Raw genomic sequence first — 20699 nt, 5'->3', positions numbered from 1 at the left:
TTTATTTCAGTTCGGCTAACTTCTCTTTATCCGGATAATGCTTAGATACAAAAAGCGACGTACACCCGTTCCATTTCTCCATATAAATGAATTCATTCTGATACCATTGGGAATATTCGTCAGAAGCTTCAGCTATAAGGGTAAGACCGAGAACCTCTTCAGGCTTCTGAACACTGAGTTTCTCGCTATTAAAAAATCGCTCAAAAGTATCTCTACCTGCGATTTCCTTCCTTAATGCCAAATGCTCGATGACTTTCTCAAAACTCGACGCCTTTACTTCGTAATCCTCATAATACTGCCCCTCTTCATCCAGGAAGAACTGCATCTGGTACTTAGTTTGTGCGCACTCAAAATAATACTGGGGGTTACCTACATTGCCTGCCTGAAAATAAATCTCAGCGGTATAATTAGATTCCGGATAACCCCCGCCTCCATGCAGAAGCGTAAAACGGATAGGAGCCAGACCGGCATAAAAAGTATATCCCCCATACTTCATTTGAAATTGTAATAATGCTTCAAATACCGGCGCATTATTCTGATCAAATATTCTTCTGATCACGGGCTCACTCACAGAAACGTGCTCCCTTTCAGAATTTTCCAGAAGACGTGTTGCTCTATTTGATAATGACATAATAGTAAATAAATGTGATAACAATACGGAGAATAAATTGATCTGCAGGGATTATAATAGAATGTCTTTTAGTCAAGAGATCTTCCTACACTGGTTCGATGACCGATGGCCGAGTGCCGCGCTTGGATGGAAGCCATTGCTGGTAAAAGGCTGACACTTTACAACGTGCTCCCGTCTTTACTCTCCGTCGATAACCATCAAATTCACCTCTCCATCCCCGATCCTCGATAAACCCGGAAAGAAATCCTTCGGCGTATATCCTGTCAATGCTTTAAAATCCCTGATCATGTGCGATTGATCAAAATAATTCGACATGGCAGAAAGCCGTGAAAATCCCGACTGAAATTTCTCCGGCTTATAGTGCTTCATTGCCCGTCTGAATCGCAGGATCTCCGGAACAGCGAAGGCGTTTTGCACAAATAACGCTCAAAATGCTGATGCAGGGTTTGCCTGCTGATACCATGAAGCCTGCAGATAGAAGCTATTCCCTGTTCATCCGGATCATCTTTATACAGCTGCTCCAGCACAGACGACAGAAAAGGATGCTGAAACCCGTTATACCTGCCCATCCAATACTTTTCCATTGCCTGAAGCTGCTCCGCTGTAGATGTCATTTTATAAATGCCGGACATTGTAGCCATAAAATCGGGATACGGATCAAACGGAGGGAAATGCCCCGGTGCCAGATCTTTCAACGGAGACGGCAGGAATGCATTGATGGACAGCGGCCGGAAAAGCGTGGTGATCTCATATATCGGACCTTCATACCGCACACAAACCGCTTTCTGAAATCGCCCTACAACACGGCTCTCCAGCACCCCATTCGGTTCATGCCGGATGATCACGGTATCATCCGTAACTTCACTCGTCGTGTCCGCATAAAGTGATACTGCCTGGTGCTCACCGGGAAACGTTAGATAGGTTGTGGGAGTAGCGTTGTCCGCCCGTCTGAGCACATAAAAACACGCTACATGCTGCTTTAATAACGGCGACTGTGGTCGATATACCTCGATTTCCATTTTCTTTAACCAGCGCCTTGACATTTGTACAATCAACGCAGCGGAAATTTACAGTTATTCGCTGAAAATATTACCCGCAATGATTCGACCCTTCCTGATATGCACTCTGGTGATGCTATTCTCTGCTTCCTCATTGACCGCACAAACAGATAAAGCAAGCATAAATAAGATCAGCCTGGAATTGGAAAAGATGGCACAGCACGATCACTTAAGCGGAGTGATCCTCGTTGCGAAAAACAATAAGATCCTTTATCAAAAAGCGTTTGGCTTCGCAAACAGGGCCGATCAGGTCCGTAACCAGCTCCATACCCGTTTCAACATGGCCTCGATGACAAAAATGTTTACCGGGATGGCCATTCTGCAATTAGCTGAAAGCGGTAAGCTTTCAATCGACCACATGGTGGGCAGGTATCTACCAGACTACCCTAATAAAACAATCGCGGATAGCGTGACGATCCATCAACTACTGACCCACACCGCCGGACTCGGGAATTTCTGGGAAGAGCTGGATAAAGTGCCGAAAGAAAAATATCTGTCCGTGGACGATTACCTACCCCTGTTTGCCAGCAAACCGCTTGCGTTCAAACCTGGAAGCCGTTATGCATATAGTAACGCCGGGTACATCCTGCTGGGTAAGATCATCGAACAGGTCAGCGGGCAAACTTATTTTGATTTTGTCCGGGATCATATTCTTCTACCTGCGGGCATGCTGGACACGGAGGCTTTTGAGCTGGACAATGCCCAGCCACGCATTGCTACCGGCTATACCATGTCACCTGAAAAACCCGGGCATTGGAAAAACAACAACTACGTAAATGTCTTTAAAGGCGGGCCAGCCGGCGGTTATTATACAACAGCAGAAGATCTTCTTCGGTTCTCAAAAGCAGTTTTATCTAATGTCCTGCTTAATAAACATTCAACCGGTTTATATCTGAAAGGAAAAGTAAAATACGACAGAGGATATTACGCTTATGGCATGAGTACTGATACACTCAACGGATATGGGATCCTGGGTCACACAGGAGGACATTTCGGCATTGCGAATGAGTTTTTCATTTGCCCGGACCTCGGCTATACCGTGATCATCATGACCAACGGAGAAGTCGAAAACTATTGGGATGCGTCGAATCTGATCAAATCAACTTTATTTGGTGCTACGACAGCGACGGACAAATATTACTTCACCAAAAAAGTGATCCGGGAAGTATCGGGTAACGGGGAAGAAGCCGGCTACAAGCTTGCTGTTGGAAAAGGGCCGTCGGACCAACTACGTGAGAGTGTAATAGACAGGTGGGCGTATCACTTATTATTTGATAAAAAAACACAGACGGCGATTGCATTGTTCAGATTGAATGTAAAATGCTTTCCGGGATCTTCATCTGCGCTGTACAGTCTTGCAGAGGGTTATCGCCTGACAGCAGACAAAACGAATGCGATCCGCATTTATGAGCAATACCTTTTGCTTGAACCCGATGATGCGGAAGCAAAAGAAAAATTGCACTCCCTGATGAAGAGCAACAATTGACGGTTACAGATCGTCATTATTTGATGCCACGCTGAAGCGAATCAGGAGCAAAAGTTGGCGAGATGGGGGGGAAGTTTAGAAGGTTTGGTAAGTTTAAAGGTTACAAAAGTTAGTATATCACAGAAGGTTTAATAAGTCCCGGGGCTCTATGTCTTCCCGGGGGGCGGGGTAATATGCACATCGCGCGCTGCGATCCTTTCACCGTCGCGCGCTACGATCCATTTACCGCCGCGCACGCTGCTTCATTCATTGCCGCGCGCGCAGGCCAGAAATGGGCATACGACAGCATCCGCATTGCTGCGTTTGACTGTCGTCGCCCACTTTCATTTGTATAATTCCACAATTCCTATCTCACTATCCCTTTTTTTGATCATACTAATAAATGAAAAAAAACGCACCGCCCTTTTCAGGACTGCCCTCCTCCACCAGTCCTGAAAATGACGGTGACTAAGAAATTTCTCTGTTGTAAATATCGCTGTACGCAAAAGGGAATCCATGGGAAAAACACAGGATCTCCCGGGAAAATAACGGAAGTATCACGGTGAATAGACGATCGGTAAGCTGAAGAACGCCCCTCAGTCTTTACTGCTCGCATCTGTTATCGCCATTAGCTGTAACAATGCTGAACAACCTGTGATCAAAGAAGATATCGTCGCTCCTTTTGATCTGACTGCTGCAAAAAAGAGATCGAGGCCGAAAACCGGAACTTCATGGAGCTCATAGCCAAAGGCGATTCCGTGGGCGTTGCCAACTCCTATACCACCGACGCCAGGCTGATGTTCGCCGGACCCGCTGTGACAGGAAGAGCTGGTATTCAAACAGTTTTTTCCGGCATTATCAATTCAGGAGTAACAAAAATTGATCTCAAAACGAATGACATATTCGGCAACGCCGATCTTTTGGCTGAGGATGGAATTGTAACTGTTTACGTTAAAGACCAGGCCGTTGCTGAAGAAAAGTACATCATCCTCTGGAAAAAAGAAGATGGCAAATGGAAAATATTGAGAGATATCGCTAACTCAAACACTGCTCCGCCAAAATAATACCTTCACCTTTATAAGATGTCCGGCAGATCCAGACTGGCTGTTTATACATCGACTTATGTGAGATATTGCTTTAGTTAAGACATCAGCAGTTTTTCATCCCGGAGCCTGCCCGCTGAAGCATAGCGCAGGAGGTGCCGGGCAAATTTCATTCATTATCGAATTTAATGCATGCAAGAGCCGGGTCCAATGTCGTTTAGCTAATTAAAGTCAAGCCTGGCGTAGAGTTCCCGTTTTAGTTCAAAAGATCTCCAGTAGCTGCTAAGTCAGCGGCAGTTTCGCAAACCATTTTACGATCGGATCCAAAAACGACAGGGAAACCCCGAAAATCAATAGCAGGTACACGATCACATCAATGATCAGAAAAGCCGGGAATAGCCACCTGCCCGACTTCAGCCTTCTTTCCATAATGATCAGTGTGATCAGTAGCGACAAGATGAGAAACACTCCTACTAAAAACCCGGCTGGCGCCATTCCTCTAAAGATTTGTCCTAAAAGCCTGAACAGTGCAGGTTCGATAAATACAATTCCCGTTATGATCATTGCCCTCGCATGGATCTGCACATTTCGCCGATGCCATACTCCTATAGAAAACGCAATCGCCAGCAGGAAAAAATCCCTGACCGGAAAAATCACCGCGGAAAAAGACCTCTCCTCCTCCGGCACCTTCTTCAGGCCGCTATTCATTATCAGCAGAACCGAGATCAGCATGACCGGCATCAGCAAATAGGTAAACTTTCCGATGAGCCGGTGAACAGCTAATTTCTTTTTCCTTATGAGCAATGGCTGGATGATCAGTGCCACCACCCATAAAACCATCATCACCGCATGAAAATGGAAGTAGAAGTTATAGTCATTCGTACCATTAAAGAACCGGGAAAAGTAGGAGGGCCAAAAGCCGGCAATGGCTAATGCCATCAATGCGATGAAATAATAGCCGGATCTATCAAAGCGGATTTTTGCAGCAATTGGTCGCATACACAAGTTTTAGACGTAAAAATTACCCGTTGCAGTATTTGCCGACTTCGGTTAAACTTCTTGAATTCCCGTCTACCAGTTTTTTCATCACACATAAAAATCGGCGTACAAATCTCTGGCGTAAACGCCAGTGATCTGAGGAGATTTTCATCATTTAAAACTTAAAAACGCCATTGAACAGGATAAATCCGGCAGAACAGGATGGATTTGACATTTCGCAAAAATCTTCCGTGAAAAGATTTTCAGAATGACAGCCTTTGAATAAAAAAGATCAACCACTGCAGGCTCTGCAGTGGTTGATCTTCAGACAAACCTATAATTCCGGTGTTATTGCTTTACCAGTTTTTGTATAACAATTTTGTTGTTTGTTTCTATTCTTACCGCGTAAGTACCTGGCGGCAATGCGGCAACATTCAGGCTATGGCTGTTACTCAACGGATTTGCTGTAAGCACCGGCTGGCCGGCTACATTGATCACCTGGATGCTTTTCATCGCGGTAGCTGATTGGATACGGACGATTGATTGTGCCGGATTTGGACTGACAATGATATTATCTGCAGATTCCATTGTCACCAGTCTTGTCCTGCTATAACTGCTGCGTCCGTCATGATCAAGCTGTTTTATCCGATAGTAATTATTACCTGCCGCAGGCGATGCATGCTTCTGATTGTATGTTTTATCAGCGCTCGCTGATGAACTGGGCTGTACTTCAAACAGTTTTTCAAAACTTCTTCCATCAGTTGCGTATTCCACTTCGTAACGGTTCACATTGACTTCGTTGGTCACCTTCCATTGCAAAGCAGTTTCCCTATTGACGATCTGCGCCGTAAAGCCCAGCCAGGTTACCGGCAAAACACCACCTGCTGTCAGGAAGACCGGTGTGGACATAGTGTCTACAAATGCGCCGCCACTTGTATAAATACCTGTTTTTAAGAAGCCGCCGCAGCCGTCGGTTTTTACAATATCATCTATATACCAGCCGTCTATACCCAGGCCTGAATCACTAACACTCCTGAACCGGAACTGCACAGGTGTTGTGCCAAGAGAGCTAAGATCAACCATCACAGGAGTGAACGTATAATTGGTGCCCGAGAACGCGCGTCGTCCAACAAGAGCCGTACCGGAACCCAGGGTAAGAGCCGGATAGTTGCCAAGGATGATCAATGGCGACGCGTCCAGCCAGGTGGTCCCGCCGTTGATGGAATATTCTATCACGCCTCCGTCATAACCAAGTTCGGTATTGTAATGGTGCCAGAAAGACAGCACACTAAGGCTTGTGCCGGCAACAGGGGTCAGGACAGGAGAAGTCAGTGTATTCTCGGAAGGGGTGGCAGGAGTTCTGCTGAACCAGGAGTTAACAGGACTGTGAGAATAGGTTGTATTACTAACCCATCCAGACGTACCGGCTGATACCAAACCACCGGAAGTATTAGCGTCCCGGTCATCATTGACTGGTGTATTGACCAGACAGCTGATCGATGGCGTTTGTACGGTAATGGAAAATGTTTTTGCTTCACTGGCCGCAAAGGAAGTAGCAGGGAAACTAACCACATTGCCATTCACTGTAGCGCCAGCGGGTGAGCTGCTCACAAAGGTGAAGCCGGCTGGCAGCGTATCTCTTACGATCATATTGGTCAAAGGAGCACAATCGCAGGCAAGCTGATGTGTAATGGTTCGCTGCGAAGACTCAGTCAGTTGTACGGGTCCGCTGTACGCGACCCGCAAGGTAGCAGGAAGGTCAAATGCCGCTGTTTGATCTGTGGCGACTGTACTATAACCCTGTCTGGCACTATAGCCCATTCCTCTCCTCGCAAATGCATTCCAGATGGCGCATCGGTGTTCGTTGCTATACAATATGGAATCAGCCATCAGGATGGCATCTCTTGCATCTAAAAAGCCGGGTGAGCATGTCTGCAATTTCATCCCGGTCATGACCAGGTTTAACGCAACTACATTACCTTTTGTACTTGCTGCATTATAAATGTTGGTTTCAATGCTGTTGGTCTGCTGGATGATATTCCAGGTCATGTCCCACAATGCAGCGCACCATACTTCACCAATGGCATGGACCGCCGTGTTTGAAGCCACGTTCGCATAGGTAAGCGGGTTTATCGACATATTGGTAGAATAAGGATAGCGGCGGATCCCGGGGCCGTTGACGGCCATCTCCGATGCATAGTTTCCCATTGTCCGCGGATTGGCGCCTGCATTCAAGGCTGTATTTGCCCAATCAGTGGTTAACATCAATGCCAGGTAATCGCTCCAGCCTTCACCACCCTGTTCTGCGTTTCCTAAACAGCCCGAATTGGCCGGACCACCGGTCAGCCTGTTCGACACACCATGTCCGTATTCATGTGTGATTATACCATTATCCAGGTCTCCATCTCTTCTTATGCCGCCTTCGAGTGTGATGCTTACCGGCATATTGGCGTTATTGTAATTGATGATCGTAGAGGCAGTCGCTGTCGTTATTGAAATGCAGGGAATAGTGACGGTAGCATCTGTGCCGCCCAGGCCAAGAATGTTATCATAATACAGCAGCGCGCCGATCGCACCGGCATTCTGGGCATTTTTGACTTTTAAAATAAAGTTGCAGACTGTTGCGTCTATCAGCGCGAATTTACCTGCCAGCCTGGATGCATCACGCGAAGCGGCACAGGCAGTGTTATATGTTGGATCAGTATCATACACTACCACCAGACCGCTGCGCGGTCCGATATCCGCCAGTTTGTTGGGCGCTGTAAAGCTGTTCTCCCGTGTGGGTATATTGGTGATGTTTACTGGGCTGGTGATCGAAAAAAGCGGCTGCGTGTTATACAGGTACATCTGCATTCTGCCACTGCTTCCGTCCGCTGGTGTACTGAAGTTGGCATTATTATATCCTGAATTATCCTGTGCATTGGCCATTACATGATCATTGCCGGTACCACCTCTCCCTATGTTATCTGTTTGAAAATTACCTGCTGCTTCCGTAAAGCCATACTGATAGGTAACATCATGAATAATATTATTCCAGTAAAACAAATTATCCAACACGGCTTTTTTTGTTTCTATACTCAGATGCGGTTGAACTCCGGCTTCCAGGGTATGGATAAAACTCAGATCCGGTGTGGGAGTGGCAGAAGTATCCGGCCAGTTGTTGGTCGCATTGGGCGTATTACTGTTATCGCGATCCAGGAAGGCAAAAGCGTTGTTGCCTCTTGTGACCGTATAGTTATTGGTGCCATCAAAATGCCAGCCATGAGTAGTTGCGTTGTTACTTGGACCCGCCAGTTCCCATGGATTGACGCTATTCGCAAAGGAACCATGTATTGGGCTTTCATACGGAAACGGGATCACCCTGTATGTGGCAGTGGTCACGTTGGGAGGGGTATTACCGGCGGCTTGACCGGTAGGACTCAGCAAACCTGCACCCCATGAAAAAAGCCGCTTTTTTTGTTTCCGCCCGGATCCGACAGATAAGCTGTTTTCACGGATCTCATTATTTTCTTCATACACTGTCCAGTTATTTTTTTCAAGGTATTCACCGGTCAAGGCATCAATGCGCACATTCCACCAATCGTTGGAGCCTGCCACATCAATGCTGACGTTCCAGGCAAGTTTTAATGTTTTTCGATCTGCATCGGGTACAAAAAACAAGGTCGTTTCAATATCTTTTTTAGCAATTCCCGAACGGCTGATCTTATAACTTTTTGTGTTCAAAAAATCATCCGAAACGGTGGTGAAAGCCGCGCGGTCATTCAGTTCCAGGTGTTTCGCGGATGTACGAACAGCATCGATGGGTGTTTTCGATGGTATGATGGTCTTTATTTTATTTCTAAGATCCGGAACAAATGCTCCCTGACGCGATTGCACCAGCCCATTCCTGATAGCACCCGAAATTATTGTATTGTATACCCTGATCCCCTGGTAAGCCTGTTGCACATACAGGTAAGTAATGCCGCTTACATTATCCGTGTAGATATCGGTAATGATGGCATCATTAATATCGGCTTTGGAAATCCCTAAGGCCGATGCATTTTTCTCGAGCAGTTCACGATTGGTTTTAACTTCATTGGGTAACCCTTTTAACGACTGACCCTCCACTTTGATAGTCGTGCCACATAGCAGCAAACTTGCAGTAACGCAGGCAATGTAAAATTTTAATTGCATGAATCAAGATTAGATAATGAGTGTGATGATACCTGTAGATTTTGCAAGGGAAGTGGATAGGCGTTTTATCGCCGGTATAAACATAACATAGGAAGAGGAGGTTGCAGGACCGCAAAGACAAAACGCTTATAAAACTGTCCAAAAGCAGGGAATTACTTATCCGGATTAGATCTCATGCTGCGGTCGACAATGCCTTGCTGATCATACAGAAGCAAAAGCGTGCATATGTTTATCAATCCATCATATTTCACTGACTGCTTTTCCCTGATCTTTTGTGGTATAGCGACAGATGAATATAAAGAATCTTTTTAAAATTCAATTTTTTTGACAGTGATTTTATGTGCAAATAATATGGCGACGGGAAAGAGGCGTTACTATTGATTGGTCGCACTTTTGATGACTTGTGGGTCTTGCCTTGTCGGGCGGCCGCTCTTCCCTTAAATAGATTTACAAAAGAGTGCGGTGACTCACATGTTGTCAAAGCCCGGGCCAAGCATTATAAAAATGGGAAAATAAAGTTTACTCACTAAAGTTTTAAACCCAAAAGGGACATCCGAGAGTTCATTCAAATCCATCTCAAGTTTGGCGGTATTGTCATATGCCAATTTGCTTTTTACATCACTAGAAATAAACCGGAAATTAACAATGAGGAAGATTCGAATCGGTTTAACAGGATTGAGGAAATTAGTGACAGTAATATTGAGATGGTCTGGATCGGGCCTCTTGGCGTTTTTGTTCTATAGCGTTTATTCAGTCTGTAAGTTTTATTTTAAATCGAAGGCGAAAAATAGGTATCAGTTGAGGCGCTCCACCTATTCTTATCTGTAATTAGATAAATAGTATAAAATATGATGCTTTCAAAGTCCAATCATTTTCCTCCAAAGGATAGCATTTGGGCATTCCGGATCAATCCCGCTTGATTTTGATTCGACAAAAGGTAACCATTGCCAATCTTCAGCGCCGACACATCCAATTTGTACCCATCTGGCAAGAAATTCAGTAAATGAGTTGGCCATCGTGTAGCCGTGCCCTTCACCATCATCGTGACTCAAATAAATGATTTTCCCTGTATTTTCTGGAGACAGATCAATAGAAAGAAAGTCACCGTTTCCAACTTCCTGAAATACAAATTTATTATGCCATATCTTGTCGTAAGAGTCGCCTGGATTTGGAAATACTTCCCTTATCCAGCCATCTTTATTATCGTTTAATTCTTTTAAAGAATCAAGCCCCCAATTCATGTTGCCACAAAACAGCCCCCTAAACTCATTAGGTAGGGTAAAATCATCGGGAAGAACCCAGGTGCATTGAACCTTCGCCGATAAACTTCTTAGGATGGCTCTGAAATCGTCCGGGATTTGCAACTTCAGCATTTCTTCGACTATCGCTACCTCTTGTTCCTCTGCCGGGGGAGCAAAGATTAACTCATGGGTGTCACACCCCAGGCAACGTGTTTTTGCAAGAACATCTTGGAGCTTTTCTTTCATTTACTGAGATCCTCGGTTTTAAAACTCATTAACAAAAATTATCTGCCGTTCATTAAAGATGTAATTACATTAAGTCCTTCAAAAGCCTCAGCTGGAAATTCATGATTTATCCATTTTTCCTTATACTCCTCATGAGAATGTCAATTAAGTAAATCTCGAATACCTTCAAAGACAACAGTACTGAAATTTTGAATGGTGCCCTCCTCCCTGTATATAGGTTGCGTATCAGTTGGCAGCCTTTGTTCGCCCTGTAAGAGCGACCATTCATCAGACCAATATATCTCTGTTAACAGAAAATTATCAATTTTTCTGAGATAAAGACAATGCTCTCCAGGCTCATCCGCAAATACAATGTCTAATTCTGTTTTGGAGCCATCTGATAGCGATGCAAGCCCAGTACAAAGTTCAAAGAGAGGATCACTAAGATAAGAAACCTCAAAAGAGATTTCCTGTGAGTCACTAACGAACCGCGCTTCCGCCCACCCTGCTCCGGTTAAATAATAATTGAAATGCCTAATCATTGTACTATAAATCCGTTTTACTTAAAAGAAAAATCTTTCCTTTCTTCTTTAACTCAAATTCGAAACAGGCGCAAGCCGCTGGGAGCCTGACATTACCTTCAATTTTCGTGCAGTTCGTTGGAGTACTAAGAGCGCAAAATCACTCGGTGCCTTATAGCCGATGTTAATAGTTCTAATTTCCCGTACGAACAGTTTGCCAAAAACAGGCGGCGCGGAGCAGTGTTGAAAAACACCGGAGCTCTCATGTAACGCTACACTTCTGCCATTCACCATACAAATTTCGTTTGAGCTTTTTGAAAAGACTGAAAACCAACCGCCTGTTTGCTGCAGGAATTAAAACCTGGCGAAAAACGAGAAAAGCCTAAAAGTCAACGACTTTCAGGCTTTTTAAATCATTCTGATTCCTGTAAGAATTAAAGGTTGTAGTCCCGACAGGAATCGAACCTGTATCAAAAGTTTAGGAAACTTCTATTCTATCCATTGAACTACGGGACCAGACTTATCAACCTTCACTAACGCTATGGCTGACAAGCAGGGGCGCAAAAATAACGGTTTCCATGCGAATTTCCTTTCCATTAAAACAGATTCTGCCGCTCCTTTATCAGCCTTCGCTAATTCTATAGCTGATACTCCTCACCACCCCATGCAATCCGATCAGGTCGTTTCTGCTTGCAAAAACACTTAGAAGTGCGCGTGAACCTACTACAGCAACAGATCAAGAACACATCAAACACTGCTCTAACACCTGTTAAACCGAAAATAATCAACGTATTATGCTCACTCATGGCTGCAAAATCCTATCCCTGAAAATATTTTGAAATCGCCTGATGCTGTTGACACAGGGCTGTCACTAGCCCTTCGTTGCTTTGTATGGTCAACGAGATCATAAACCATAAAACCAACGAATATGTCAACAGCAACATTGAACCCGGCATCAACCGCCACCGCACTTACCATGGACCAGGTATTCAAACACTGGATGGGGCATCGCAATCTCACCCGCAAGATGATCGAAAAATACCCGGACGAACATCTCTTTACTTTTTCCGTTGGCGGAATGCGCCCTTTTGGCGAACTCGTACTCGAATTCCTGGAAATGGGCGTCCCTTCGCTGCATGGTGCGGCCTATAAAGAATGGAAGAAAACAGAAGAGCTGCCCGCGCTCGCTCAGTGGAAAGATAAACCAACGACCAAAAAGGAACTCCTCGACCGCTGGGACCTCTCTACCAAAGAACTGCAACGCATCTGGCAGGATCTGACGCCTGAACGCATGCAGGAAGAAGATGTCGCCTTCGGCCAATGGCCCGGCTCTATGCACTGGCTGCTGTTCTATGTGATCGATAATGAGATCCATCACCGCGGACAGGGATACGTTTACCTGAGAGCGCTGAACATTGAGCCTCCTTACTTCTGGGAACGCGAATGACCGCCAATGGCCGCGAATGGCCGCGAATGAACACGAATGGGTCGTTTAAACAGGGAGCAAACTATCAGAGATATTTAGCTTCATTTTCACGAAGAACCAGCACTGTAGGACATCATTCGCGAAAATTCGCAGCCATTAGTGAACTATTCGCGTTTTCGTGCATTATTGGCGTACCAACTAATTTCTCAACTGCAAATACTTTAGATATGACGACAACGATGAGCAAAACGACGACACAGACGAATTCCACCCAACCTATTTCAATCACACCAGAAGTTATGCTGGCCTACTGGCAGGATGAACGATTGCAGACCAGGCAGTTAATCGAATCTTTCCCGGAAGATCACCTGTTCTTTTATTCTATGGACGGCATGAAACCATTTTCAGAGCTTGCCTGGGAGATCATCAGCATGAGTATCCCCGCAGCAATCGGTATTACGAGCGGACACTGGCAACCGACAGGCAGCTTTAGCCGGTCATGGAATACAATAGCGAAACCACTGAATAAGAAAGATCTGCTGACGCGATGGGATGATACAACCGAAGAGATCAATCGCCTTTGGGAGAATATGCCAATCGAGCGGCTGAATGAAAAACAAACTGTTTTCGGTCTTGGCTCAGGCCCGGTATACTCCTTTGTTTTAAGGTATATAGACCAGGAGATCCAGCACCGTTGCCAGGGAATTCTTTACCTGAAATCTTTAAGCCTAAAGTGATCGGTCAACATTAAACAATGGGCAACAGAGCGAATATGTTCTGTTGCCCATTGTCGTTTTTATATTTTAAAATACTTTTAGTGCTATGAAAAGACTTCCATACATCATAGCGGTCTTACTTGCCTGCCTCAACCACGCAAACGCTCAGCAAAAAAAGCCTATGCCCCAACTCAATCATATCGCCATTTATGTAGTGGACCTGGAAAAAAGTACCCGTTTCTACCAGCAGGTGATCGGCCTGGATACAATTCCAGAACCATTCCATGATGGCCGCCACGCCTGGTTCAGCATCGGTGCCAAAAGCCAGCTGCATATTATCAGCGGAGCTGCCCAGCCAACAGCCCACAATAAAAACGCCCATCTCTGCTTTTCGGTCCAATCCATCGAAGATTTCATCATTGGCCTGAAAGCCCATAAAGTTCCTTTTGAAGACTGGGCCGGTACCCAATCAGCCGTCACTACCCGTCCGGACGGGGTAAAACAGATCTGGTTCCGGGATCCTGATGGGTATTGGCTCGAAATTAATGACGCGAATGAACACTAATGGCCACGAATCGCGAAGGAACACCAGTGCCCGCTAAAGAACCCTAAAAGACTAAAATAGAATTAGTTATATTCTATTCAACATAGTTAAACAAATACATACCAGGCCATTCTGAAGGACTTTCAACCAAACAGACTCTATTCGCGCTTATTCGCGGCCATTGGTGTTCATTCGCGTATTATCTTTGCGGCCTTATGAAGTTTTACAACCTTTTGATCAAGTATCGCCTCTGGATAGGCATCGTGCTTGCCGTACTCGGTGGCTATGTTAACTATGCAGCCGGCTTCTGGCCCGCATTCCCGCTTTATTTTGTTGGACTGATCCTGATTCTGGGACATTTCTTCTTCGGACCGCTACGCCTGATCCAGGAATACATGGAAACCGGCGATATGGATGGCGCTGAAAAAGTACTGGCATCTATACAGTTCCCCAACCTGCTTTACAAGCCCATCCGCTCTGTGTACTACACACTGAAAGGAAACATCGCGATGATGAAGCAGGATTTTGACGGTGCAGAAAAAATGATGAAGAAAGGCCTCGACCTCGGCATGCCAATGAAAGAAGCTGAAGGCGCCAGCATGCTTCAGATGGGAATGATCGCCATGCAAAAAAATGACCTGAAACAAGCTGAATCATACATACGCGGAGCGATCCGCAAGGGTCTTCCTGATAAAGAAAATGAAGCTGCCGCCTACCTGCAGATGTGCAGCATCATGATGAATAAAAGGGAATTCCGCGCAAGCAAGGATTTCTTCCGTAAAGCAAAAGCACTGAAACCAACTACTCCTCAGATCGTTGATCAGATCAAACAGATTGAGAAGTATATCTCGAGAATGCCGGGATAATACAAAGCCAAAAGCCCAAACTAAAAAAGCAAAAAATACAAACACACCGGATTGTATTTTTTGCTTTTTTAGTTTGGGCTTTTGGCTTTGTATCCGCTAATTCATCTTCTCAAAATGCGCATCCATTTTCTTTGCCTTCTTATAGTAATCCAGGACTAACACCTGCCCCTGTTTGCCAGGAAGAACCGATGTTTGTGACGCGTCAGATTTCGTATTGATCTTGTCAGTAGTGATCTTTCCATTATGATAGCTGATCGAATTGAACGTTCCGCCTTTATAATCCTTTCCTTTTACATAGTCAGAATAGCAAACAGTGAACGATTCTGCATCAGCACTTAATTGTGAATAAGCGTAATCAAAATCACCAAACGTATACTTCAGCAACTTACCGATCAAAGGAGTACTCACGAATTCCATACCGCTTGCCAGCTCCACCTTATTCGGTTTTTTCTCATAGATCTTTGCATCTTTTACATTGAAATCCTTATCAAATTTGATGAGGATCATGTCAGTTACTTTTACTTTAACGGTGCTGATACCTGCACGGCCTGCTGTCGCAACCTGGGAAATGATACCAAGCGCACTGGCTGTTTTCTGATACCCCTCTCCGATCGCAAAGATGGATCCATCCGCAGTCTGGAACATATTGTGCACATACATGAATCCGAAATCTTCGATCTTTCCTTTGGAACTCACACTAAGATACTTTCCAAATGACTGGCCCCATCCGCAATATTTCTCGCTCAGCACTTTTCCTTTTTCATCAACACCCCAGAAAGCAAATCCAAGTGATTTGTCTTTGACGATGTTACCGTCTGGACTAAAATATTCACCATAGATATAAGCTTTGCCGTCATTCATAACGGACATACTCGCCGGGTAGAATTTGTATTCCTTCTCCTCTGTAGAAACCTCAAACAATTGCTTTCCTGTTTTAAGATCGAGACCAACGAGAAATGAGTTCGGCTTGCTATCCATCATGCTTCCGAACTTCAAAACCTCCATATACACAACATCGTTGAACGTACCAAGGTAGTCACCAATAAATTTCTTTGCCCCAACTGTCGGAATGTACGTCCATTGCTTTCTTTTATCCGTACCGAAATAGTCAAGCTGGAAAGTATAGTCCTTTTCCTCACGGCTGGGCATATTGGAAATAAAGCCGGCGCCATTGATAGGATACAGACCTTTCATTGTGCGGTCGTCGTCATCCATTGCGAGATAGGTTGTTTCCAGGTAACGCCTTTCCTTTTTACTCAGCTCCCTGTTGTACGTGAACTTTCTTTTCCCGTCCGCACCATATACCTGGTATTCGAACGTGCGCGCATCGCTGTTATAGAAAAGAAAGATCAGGTCGGTTCCATTGAATGAGGATTCAAGGATCGTCACATCTTTTGAATCCTGGAATTTGATATCCTTTAGTTTTTTCAGGTTATTATCGGTGATCTGAAGCGTGTATTCATTTGTTTTTCTGTCGATCTTGTCGCTTACATAAAAGAAGTAGTATCCTTTCACTTCGCTTCCTTCTCTGATCGCATCAGAGTTGCGAAGGGTCATTTTGTAAACGTTCTCGATCGAGAGTTTTTGTGCATTGAGTGCCGTAATGCCGGTGATGGCAAGGCATAGGGCAACCAGGATCTGTCTCATGTCTGTTTGATTTGTTTATTGTGGTGGTTTATTTACGTACCTGTGCTTTCTGACCTTCTTTAACGAAGCCGGGGTAATCTTTCATTTCTGCCGCGTAATAAGAACAGAAATGATAATTGATGTTAGCGATCTCTTCCAGGCGTAACCGGTCAAGCATCCGGAGAAGTAAATTGTATTCTGCGGGGTATCCGGGTGTTTCTTTTTCTATCGCCAGTCCTGCTTTATGATCTTTCTGTTTGTCATAGATCAGGTTAAGGCAACGGGCGATCGAAAACACGGCGGTTCTTCTATATTGAGGCGATTGCAATAAAAGCAGGTTATAATACAGGTTCCGGCTGAGTTGTTCGTCGCGATAACACTGCTCCGCAATCTCGTAATGGAACTCCGTTTTCAGTTTATGGAATATATTCCTATCTACAACAAATGACGTTCCGGCTCCTGCTGTCTGTGCAATGGAATCCTGCAGCATTTCGATCCGCAACCGGCAATCAGGGTGTGTTTTCAATGAGTCCGTTCTCTTGTCTTCACTTTCCTTCTGATCCATTTCGCTAAAGATCATCGATTCCTTTTGGACCCATTTTTTCCGGAAAGGATACTCATTAAAATGAAATACCTGTTCCAGTTTCAGCGGTTGGAACAAAGTAGCATTGTCAATACTATCGAGCAATTGTAAACATGATCTGATACCTTCCGTGCTGAATTTTGTATTCTTCAATAAAGAAAATGCAAACCTGTCAGCCTCGGCTTCATTGGCCCGCATATGACGACGGCGGCTGAAGATATTATTGAGTGATAACGAATCCAGCTGCGTGTTCTTCCGGAATTCTGTGGTGGAAAGTCTTTTCAGTTCGGACTGGTATGCCGTGCTGTTGATCGTTTCCACATATTTGCGTATCGCTTTACCTGAATGATCAAGATAGTAGTGCGCGAGTTCGTGACAGATCACAAAAGCGAGCTCCGCTTCATTATTGAAATACACAAACAGACCGGCATTTACGGCAATACTGCCATCGCCCATACTGTAGGCATTGGGCCACCAGTCGCGGGAAAACACGATCCGTGCATCAATATTCGCCAGTGGTGGATTTCGGGAAATGATCTCTTGAACGATGGATTGCAGATACTGATGAACAGCAGGCGCTGTTACAACCCGACCGCTTTTCCATAGACCGGCGATCTCTTCAAATTGCTCCTGGTAGACTTTCTTAAAATCGGAAGCAAACGTCTTATCAGAATTCTTTATTACATCTTCTTTCTTTTTCAGGCTCTGTTCGAGATAGCCCTTCCTGACAAGTGTATCATCCTGCTGAAAAGAATAGATCGCATTATCCTGCGCGTTTACGGAAAAAACAAGTAGCTGGTAAATCAGCACGCAGGCAAAGCTGCGGCGACTAAAATAAGGTTTACGATACATGGTGGTGGTGGCGACAAAGATAAAAAACGGATCTGAAAATTCAAACGGCCTAAAAATTTAATAGTTCAATGGTTTAACAGTGCCGGATCGCACTATTAAACCATTGAACTATTAAACGGCTAAACCATTAAACTTAGTAAACACTGCTAATCCGCCTGCTTCAGCGACTTCACCGGGTTTACCAGGGCAGCTTTTACAGACTGGAAACTGACCGTCACGAGTGCGATCAATACCGCCAGCAATCCGGAGACAAGGAATACCGTCCAGCTCAGATCAGTTCTGTATGCGAAATCCTGCATCCATTTATTCATTACAAACCACGCGACAGGGATCGCGACCAGGATGCCGACCAATACCAGGCGGAGAAAATCTTTAGCGAGTAGTAAGATCATACCGGACACTGAAGCTCCCAGTACTTTCCGTACGCCGATCTCACGGGTCCGCAATTGCGCAGTATAAGCGGTCAAACCAAGCAATCCCAAACAGGAAATAAGAATGGCAATGCCCGCGAAAATATTGAACAGGGTGCCGGTTCGTGATTCCGTTTGGTAAAGCTGGTTGAATGTATCATCCAGGAACGTATACTCAAATGGATATTGGGGGTTATACTTCTTCCATTCAACTTCCGCTGCCGCAATAACACTTGCAGCGTCCTTACCTGTAGTTTTGATATGCATCCGGTAGAACTGACTTGGCCTGTAGTAAAATATCACCGGCTCGATCGTTTTTCTCATGGAGGCAAAATGAAAATCTTTTACCACGCCGGTAATTATCCCATCCACATCCCAGAGCTTGAATCTTTTGCCGATCGGATCCTTGATCCGCGCATTGCGAACCGCTGTTTCATTTAATATAAAATGCATTGAATCCGCCGGAAGGCCAGAGAAGTTCTTCCCTGCCGCCATGTCAATTTTAAAGAACGGGATATAATCTTTATCTACCGGTACGGGATAGATCATCAGGGTTTCCCCAACCTGTTTCCCGTCAAAATCGTTATTGCCCGTCTGTGCATTATAACTAACGATCTGTTCATTGTTTGACCTGGTTATATCCACCACACCGGGCTGCTTCAACAGGTTTGCTTTCACAGCATCATAGTGCTTGCCCATATATCGCATGCTGAAGGACAACACGTTTTCTTTATCATATCCCAGTTGTTTTGAACGAATAAAGTTTAACTGCCGTCCGATCACAAATGTTCCCGCGATCAGGATCACTGAAAACGCGAACTGTACGATCACCAATGCCTTTCGGAATACCACGTCATTGATGCGTAACGCAGCCTTCCCCTTCAATGCTTTCAATGGTTCAAAAGAAGACAACAATAATGCAGGATAGATGCTTGACACCAGCAGCGTTGCCAGTACACATCCGCCGATCACTATCCACATATTCATGTTTCCTATATCGAACTGAAGCTGCTTTCCGGCTATACTGTTGAACACCGGCAATAAAAGCGGGATCAGTGCGATCGCTGCTACTGACGCGATGAAGAATAACACGACAGTTTCCAGTACAAACTGAAGAAACAGCTGCATCTTACCGGCACCGATGATCTTGCGAAGACTGACTTCTTTCGAACGGAGCATCGCGCGTGCCGTTGAAAGATTCACATAGTTGATGCAAGCTATCACCAGTATCAGCACCGCGATGATCGTGAACATCCTGACCGTTTCCATCCCGGCATCGGTTCCATCCGATTTGTACAAATGCATTTTTGCCACAGGCAATGTCAGATAGGCTACATCGGTATCTTCCGGGCGGATCCGGAGATGGATATTGCGAAGCTTCGTGCTAAGGTCCGTCAGCGAAACTGTCGGGCTAAGCAACAGGAAAGTATTGTAATTATAATCGCTGAAATCTGTATCAAGCGTCATCCCGTTCTTCTTCCCGGGTCCATACAGTTTGCTTGCATAGAGAGAGAGCGGGAACATCATTTCGTAATTGAAAGCAGAGTTATGTGGAAAGTCTGCGATGACACCGGTGACAGTAAACCGGGTAGTGTCTTCCGAAGTGATCACCTTCCCGATCGGATCGCTGTCGCCAAAGTATTTCTTAGCTGCGGATGCAGTTAATACCACTGATTGATTATCAGGAAAAGGGTTTTCCTTATTTCCTTTGATCAGACCGAAATCGAACAAACTGAAAAACGATGGATCTACAAAATAACTTTCCTTTTGATAAATGGTCCGGTCACCGGTTGTAAACTGATCATAGAAATAATTGTAACAAACCCGCGTAAAGCCTTTCACTTCCGGTAATTCCTCCGCAGCAAGCTTGCCGATGGGAGACGCGGTATTCTGCCAGATCTGAATGCTGCTGCCCGTTCCCACCCGGTTCTCCAGCTTATACAGGTTCGCCGCTTTCGAATGGAATGCATCATAACCCGTTTCATCCTGTACCCATAATAAGATCATAATGCCGACACAAAGCCCCGCAGTAAGCCCGGCTATGGTAATAACTGAATAGAATTTGTTCTTAACCAAATTCCTCCAAGCTGTTTTGAAATAATTCTTTAACATATATTGATAGTTAATGATCGGATGCACTCTTCCGCAGGATCATTTACGAAGAAAATGCCAGAACTATAAGCGATTGTTTATCAGCCATAAATCTATTTATACGAACGATATAACCGTCCGCTTTTGATACTACCGGTGTTCAGTAACAGCTCATTGGCAATAAACGATCAAATTCCCTCCGATGCATACCTCGCGGCCTTCCCCGGCTTAACAGCTAACTCTTAATAGA

Annotated in this window: 16 protein-coding genes and 1 tRNA gene; 6 read left to right on the top strand and 11 right to left on the bottom strand. The window is 44.9% G+C overall.

What is annotated here, in order from left to right; genetic code table 11:
• Position 1 precedes the first annotated feature (1 nt).
• From LZZ85_RS05505 to LZZ85_RS05495, 3 genes are all read right to left on the bottom strand, one after another.
• Complete coding sequence (locus LZZ85_RS05505; protein WP_237869396.1) at positions 2-631, bottom strand: hypothetical protein; 630 nt, start codon at positions 629-631, stop codon at positions 2-4.
• A gap of 177 nt (positions 632-808) precedes the next feature.
• Positions 809-1000, bottom strand: a complete 192-nt coding sequence (locus tag LZZ85_RS05500) for a helix-turn-helix domain-containing protein (RefSeq protein ID WP_237869394.1) — start codon at positions 998-1000, stop codon at positions 809-811.
• Entirely contained in the window at positions 997-1650 is a 654-nt protein-coding gene (locus LZZ85_RS05495; RefSeq protein WP_237869392.1) for a hypothetical protein, read from the bottom strand. Before LZZ85_RS05495 ends, LZZ85_RS05500 begins: the two co-directional genes overlap by 4 nt.
• A 79-nt stretch (positions 1651-1729) precedes the next feature.
• Between LZZ85_RS05495 and LZZ85_RS05490 the strand changes: the two genes are divergently transcribed.
• Both LZZ85_RS05490 and LZZ85_RS05485 read left to right on the top strand, forming a co-directional pair.
• Positions 1730-3175: a serine hydrolase domain-containing protein gene (locus LZZ85_RS05490; RefSeq protein WP_237869390.1), complete on the top strand. Its 1446-nt coding sequence runs from the start codon at positions 1730-1732 to the stop codon at positions 3173-3175.
• Between the two features lie 686 nt (positions 3176-3861).
• Positions 3862-4218 (top strand): YybH family protein, encoded by a 357-nt coding sequence (locus LZZ85_RS05485; RefSeq protein ID WP_489884418.1) that lies wholly within the window; start codon positions 3862-3864, stop codon positions 4216-4218.
• A gap of 261 nt (positions 4219-4479) precedes the next feature.
• Here the strand turns inward: LZZ85_RS05485 and LZZ85_RS05480 are convergent, their stop codons facing one another.
• The 5 genes from LZZ85_RS05480 to LZZ85_RS05460 all read right to left on the bottom strand — a co-directional run bounded on the left by LZZ85_RS05480 (position 4480) and on the right by LZZ85_RS05460 (position 11851).
• Positions 4480-5196, bottom strand: coding sequence for a hypothetical protein (locus LZZ85_RS05480; RefSeq protein ID WP_237869386.1), 717 nt, complete (start codon positions 5194-5196; stop codon positions 4480-4482).
• 327 nt (positions 5197-5523) lie between these two features.
• Positions 5524-9348, bottom strand: coding sequence for a M36 family metallopeptidase (locus LZZ85_RS05475; protein ID WP_237869384.1), 3825 nt, complete (start codon positions 9346-9348; stop codon positions 5524-5526).
• An 857-nt stretch (positions 9349-10205) separates the two neighbouring features.
• On the bottom strand, positions 10206-10835 hold the full coding sequence (locus tag LZZ85_RS05470; protein ID WP_237869382.1) for an SMI1/KNR4 family protein: 630 nt from the start codon (positions 10833-10835) through the stop codon (positions 10206-10208).
• A gap of 140 nt (positions 10836-10975) precedes the next feature.
• The gene (locus LZZ85_RS05465; protein WP_237869380.1) at positions 10976-11356 is read right to left on the bottom strand and encodes a hypothetical protein; all 381 of its coding nucleotides are present in this window, start codon (positions 11354-11356) and stop codon (positions 10976-10978) included.
• A gap of 423 nt (positions 11357-11779) precedes the next feature.
• Positions 11780-11851 (bottom strand) — tRNA-Arg (locus LZZ85_RS05460).
• Positions 11852-12263: 412 nt separating this feature from the next.
• Here LZZ85_RS05460 and LZZ85_RS05455 point away from each other — a divergent pair.
• The 4 genes from LZZ85_RS05455 (at position 12264) to LZZ85_RS05440 (ending at position 14887) form a co-directional block, all read left to right on the top strand.
• Positions 12264-12782 (top strand): DinB family protein, encoded by a 519-nt coding sequence (locus LZZ85_RS05455; RefSeq protein WP_237869378.1) that lies wholly within the window; start codon positions 12264-12266, stop codon positions 12780-12782.
• A gap of 206 nt (positions 12783-12988) precedes the next feature.
• Complete coding sequence (locus LZZ85_RS05450) at positions 12989-13498, top strand: DinB family protein (RefSeq protein WP_237869376.1); 510 nt, start codon at positions 12989-12991, stop codon at positions 13496-13498.
• An 85-nt stretch (positions 13499-13583) separates the two neighbouring features.
• The gene (locus LZZ85_RS05445; RefSeq protein WP_237869373.1) at positions 13584-14042 is read left to right on the top strand and encodes a VOC family protein; all 459 of its coding nucleotides are present in this window, start codon (positions 13584-13586) and stop codon (positions 14040-14042) included.
• Between the two features lie 194 nt (positions 14043-14236).
• Positions 14237-14887, top strand: a complete 651-nt coding sequence (locus tag LZZ85_RS05440) for a tetratricopeptide repeat protein (protein ID WP_237869371.1) — start codon at positions 14237-14239, stop codon at positions 14885-14887.
• 96 nt (positions 14888-14983) lie between these two features.
• Here LZZ85_RS05440 and LZZ85_RS05435 read toward each other — a convergent pair whose 3' ends face one another.
• The 3 genes from LZZ85_RS05435 to LZZ85_RS05425 form a co-directional block, all read right to left on the bottom strand.
• Positions 14984-16534 carry a DUF6770 family protein gene (locus tag LZZ85_RS05435; protein ID WP_237869369.1) on the bottom strand — a complete coding sequence of 517 codons (1551 nt, stop codon included), beginning with the start codon at positions 16532-16534 and terminating at the stop codon, positions 14984-14986.
• A gap of 28 nt (positions 16535-16562) precedes the next feature.
• Positions 16563-17948 carry a M48 family metallopeptidase gene (locus tag LZZ85_RS05430; RefSeq protein ID WP_237869367.1) on the bottom strand — a complete coding sequence of 462 codons (1386 nt, stop codon included), beginning with the start codon at positions 17946-17948 and terminating at the stop codon, positions 16563-16565.
• 146 nt (positions 17949-18094) lie between these two features.
• The gene (locus LZZ85_RS05425) at positions 18095-20470 is read right to left on the bottom strand and encodes an ABC transporter permease (protein ID WP_237869365.1); all 2376 of its coding nucleotides are present in this window, start codon (positions 20468-20470) and stop codon (positions 18095-18097) included.
• Between the last annotated feature and the right edge of the window lie 229 nt (positions 20471-20699).

The sequence above is a fragment of the Terrimonas ginsenosidimutans genome (genome assembly GCF_022012415.1).
GTDB lineage: Bacteria > Bacteroidota > Bacteroidia > Chitinophagales > Chitinophagaceae > Terrimonas_A > Terrimonas_A ginsenosidimutans.
The sequence above is the reverse complement of the archived record's forward strand: the minus strand, read 5'-3'. Positions and strand labels throughout refer to the sequence as shown.

Coding starts and splice junctions, on each gene's coding strand:
- LZZ85_RS05435 (WP_237869369.1), bottom strand. CDS start 16,534: ATGAGACAGATCCTGGTTGCCCTATGCCTTGCCATCACCGGCATTACG.
- LZZ85_RS05445 (WP_237869373.1), top strand. CDS start 13,584: ATGAAAAGACTTCCATACATCATAGCGGTCTTACTTGCCTGCCTCAAC.
- LZZ85_RS05470 (WP_237869382.1), bottom strand. CDS start 10,835: ATGAAAGAAAAGCTCCAAGATGTTCTTGCAAAAACACGTTGCCTGGGG.
- LZZ85_RS05450 (WP_237869376.1), top strand. CDS start 12,989: ATGACGACAACGATGAGCAAAACGACGACACAGACGAATTCCACCCAA.
- LZZ85_RS05475 (WP_237869384.1), bottom strand. CDS start 9,348: ATGCAATTAAAATTTTACATTGCCTGCGTTACTGCAAGTTTGCTGCTA.
- LZZ85_RS05440 (WP_237869371.1), top strand. CDS start 14,237: ATGAAGTTTTACAACCTTTTGATCAAGTATCGCCTCTGGATAGGCATC.
- LZZ85_RS05430 (WP_237869367.1), bottom strand. CDS start 17,948: ATGTATCGTAAACCTTATTTTAGTCGCCGCAGCTTTGCCTGCGTGCTG.
- LZZ85_RS05490 (WP_237869390.1), top strand. CDS start 1,730: ATGATTCGACCCTTCCTGATATGCACTCTGGTGATGCTATTCTCTGCT.
- LZZ85_RS05425 (WP_237869365.1), bottom strand. CDS start 20,470: ATGTTAAAGAATTATTTCAAAACAGCTTGGAGGAATTTGGTTAAGAAC.
- LZZ85_RS05505 (WP_237869396.1), bottom strand. CDS start 631: ATGTCATTATCAAATAGAGCAACACGTCTTCTGGAAAATTCTGAAAGG.
- LZZ85_RS05455 (WP_237869378.1), top strand. CDS start 12,264: ATGTCAACAGCAACATTGAACCCGGCATCAACCGCCACCGCACTTACC.
- LZZ85_RS05495 (WP_237869392.1), bottom strand. CDS start 1,650: ATGGAAATCGAGGTATATCGACCACAGTCGCCGTTATTAAAGCAGCAT.
- LZZ85_RS05500 (WP_237869394.1), bottom strand. CDS start 1,000: ATGAAGCACTATAAGCCGGAGAAATTTCAGTCGGGATTTTCACGGCTT.
- LZZ85_RS05480 (WP_237869386.1), bottom strand. CDS start 5,196: ATGCGACCAATTGCTGCAAAAATCCGCTTTGATAGATCCGGCTATTAT.
- LZZ85_RS05465 (WP_237869380.1), bottom strand. CDS start 11,356: ATGATTAGGCATTTCAATTATTATTTAACCGGAGCAGGGTGGGCGGAA.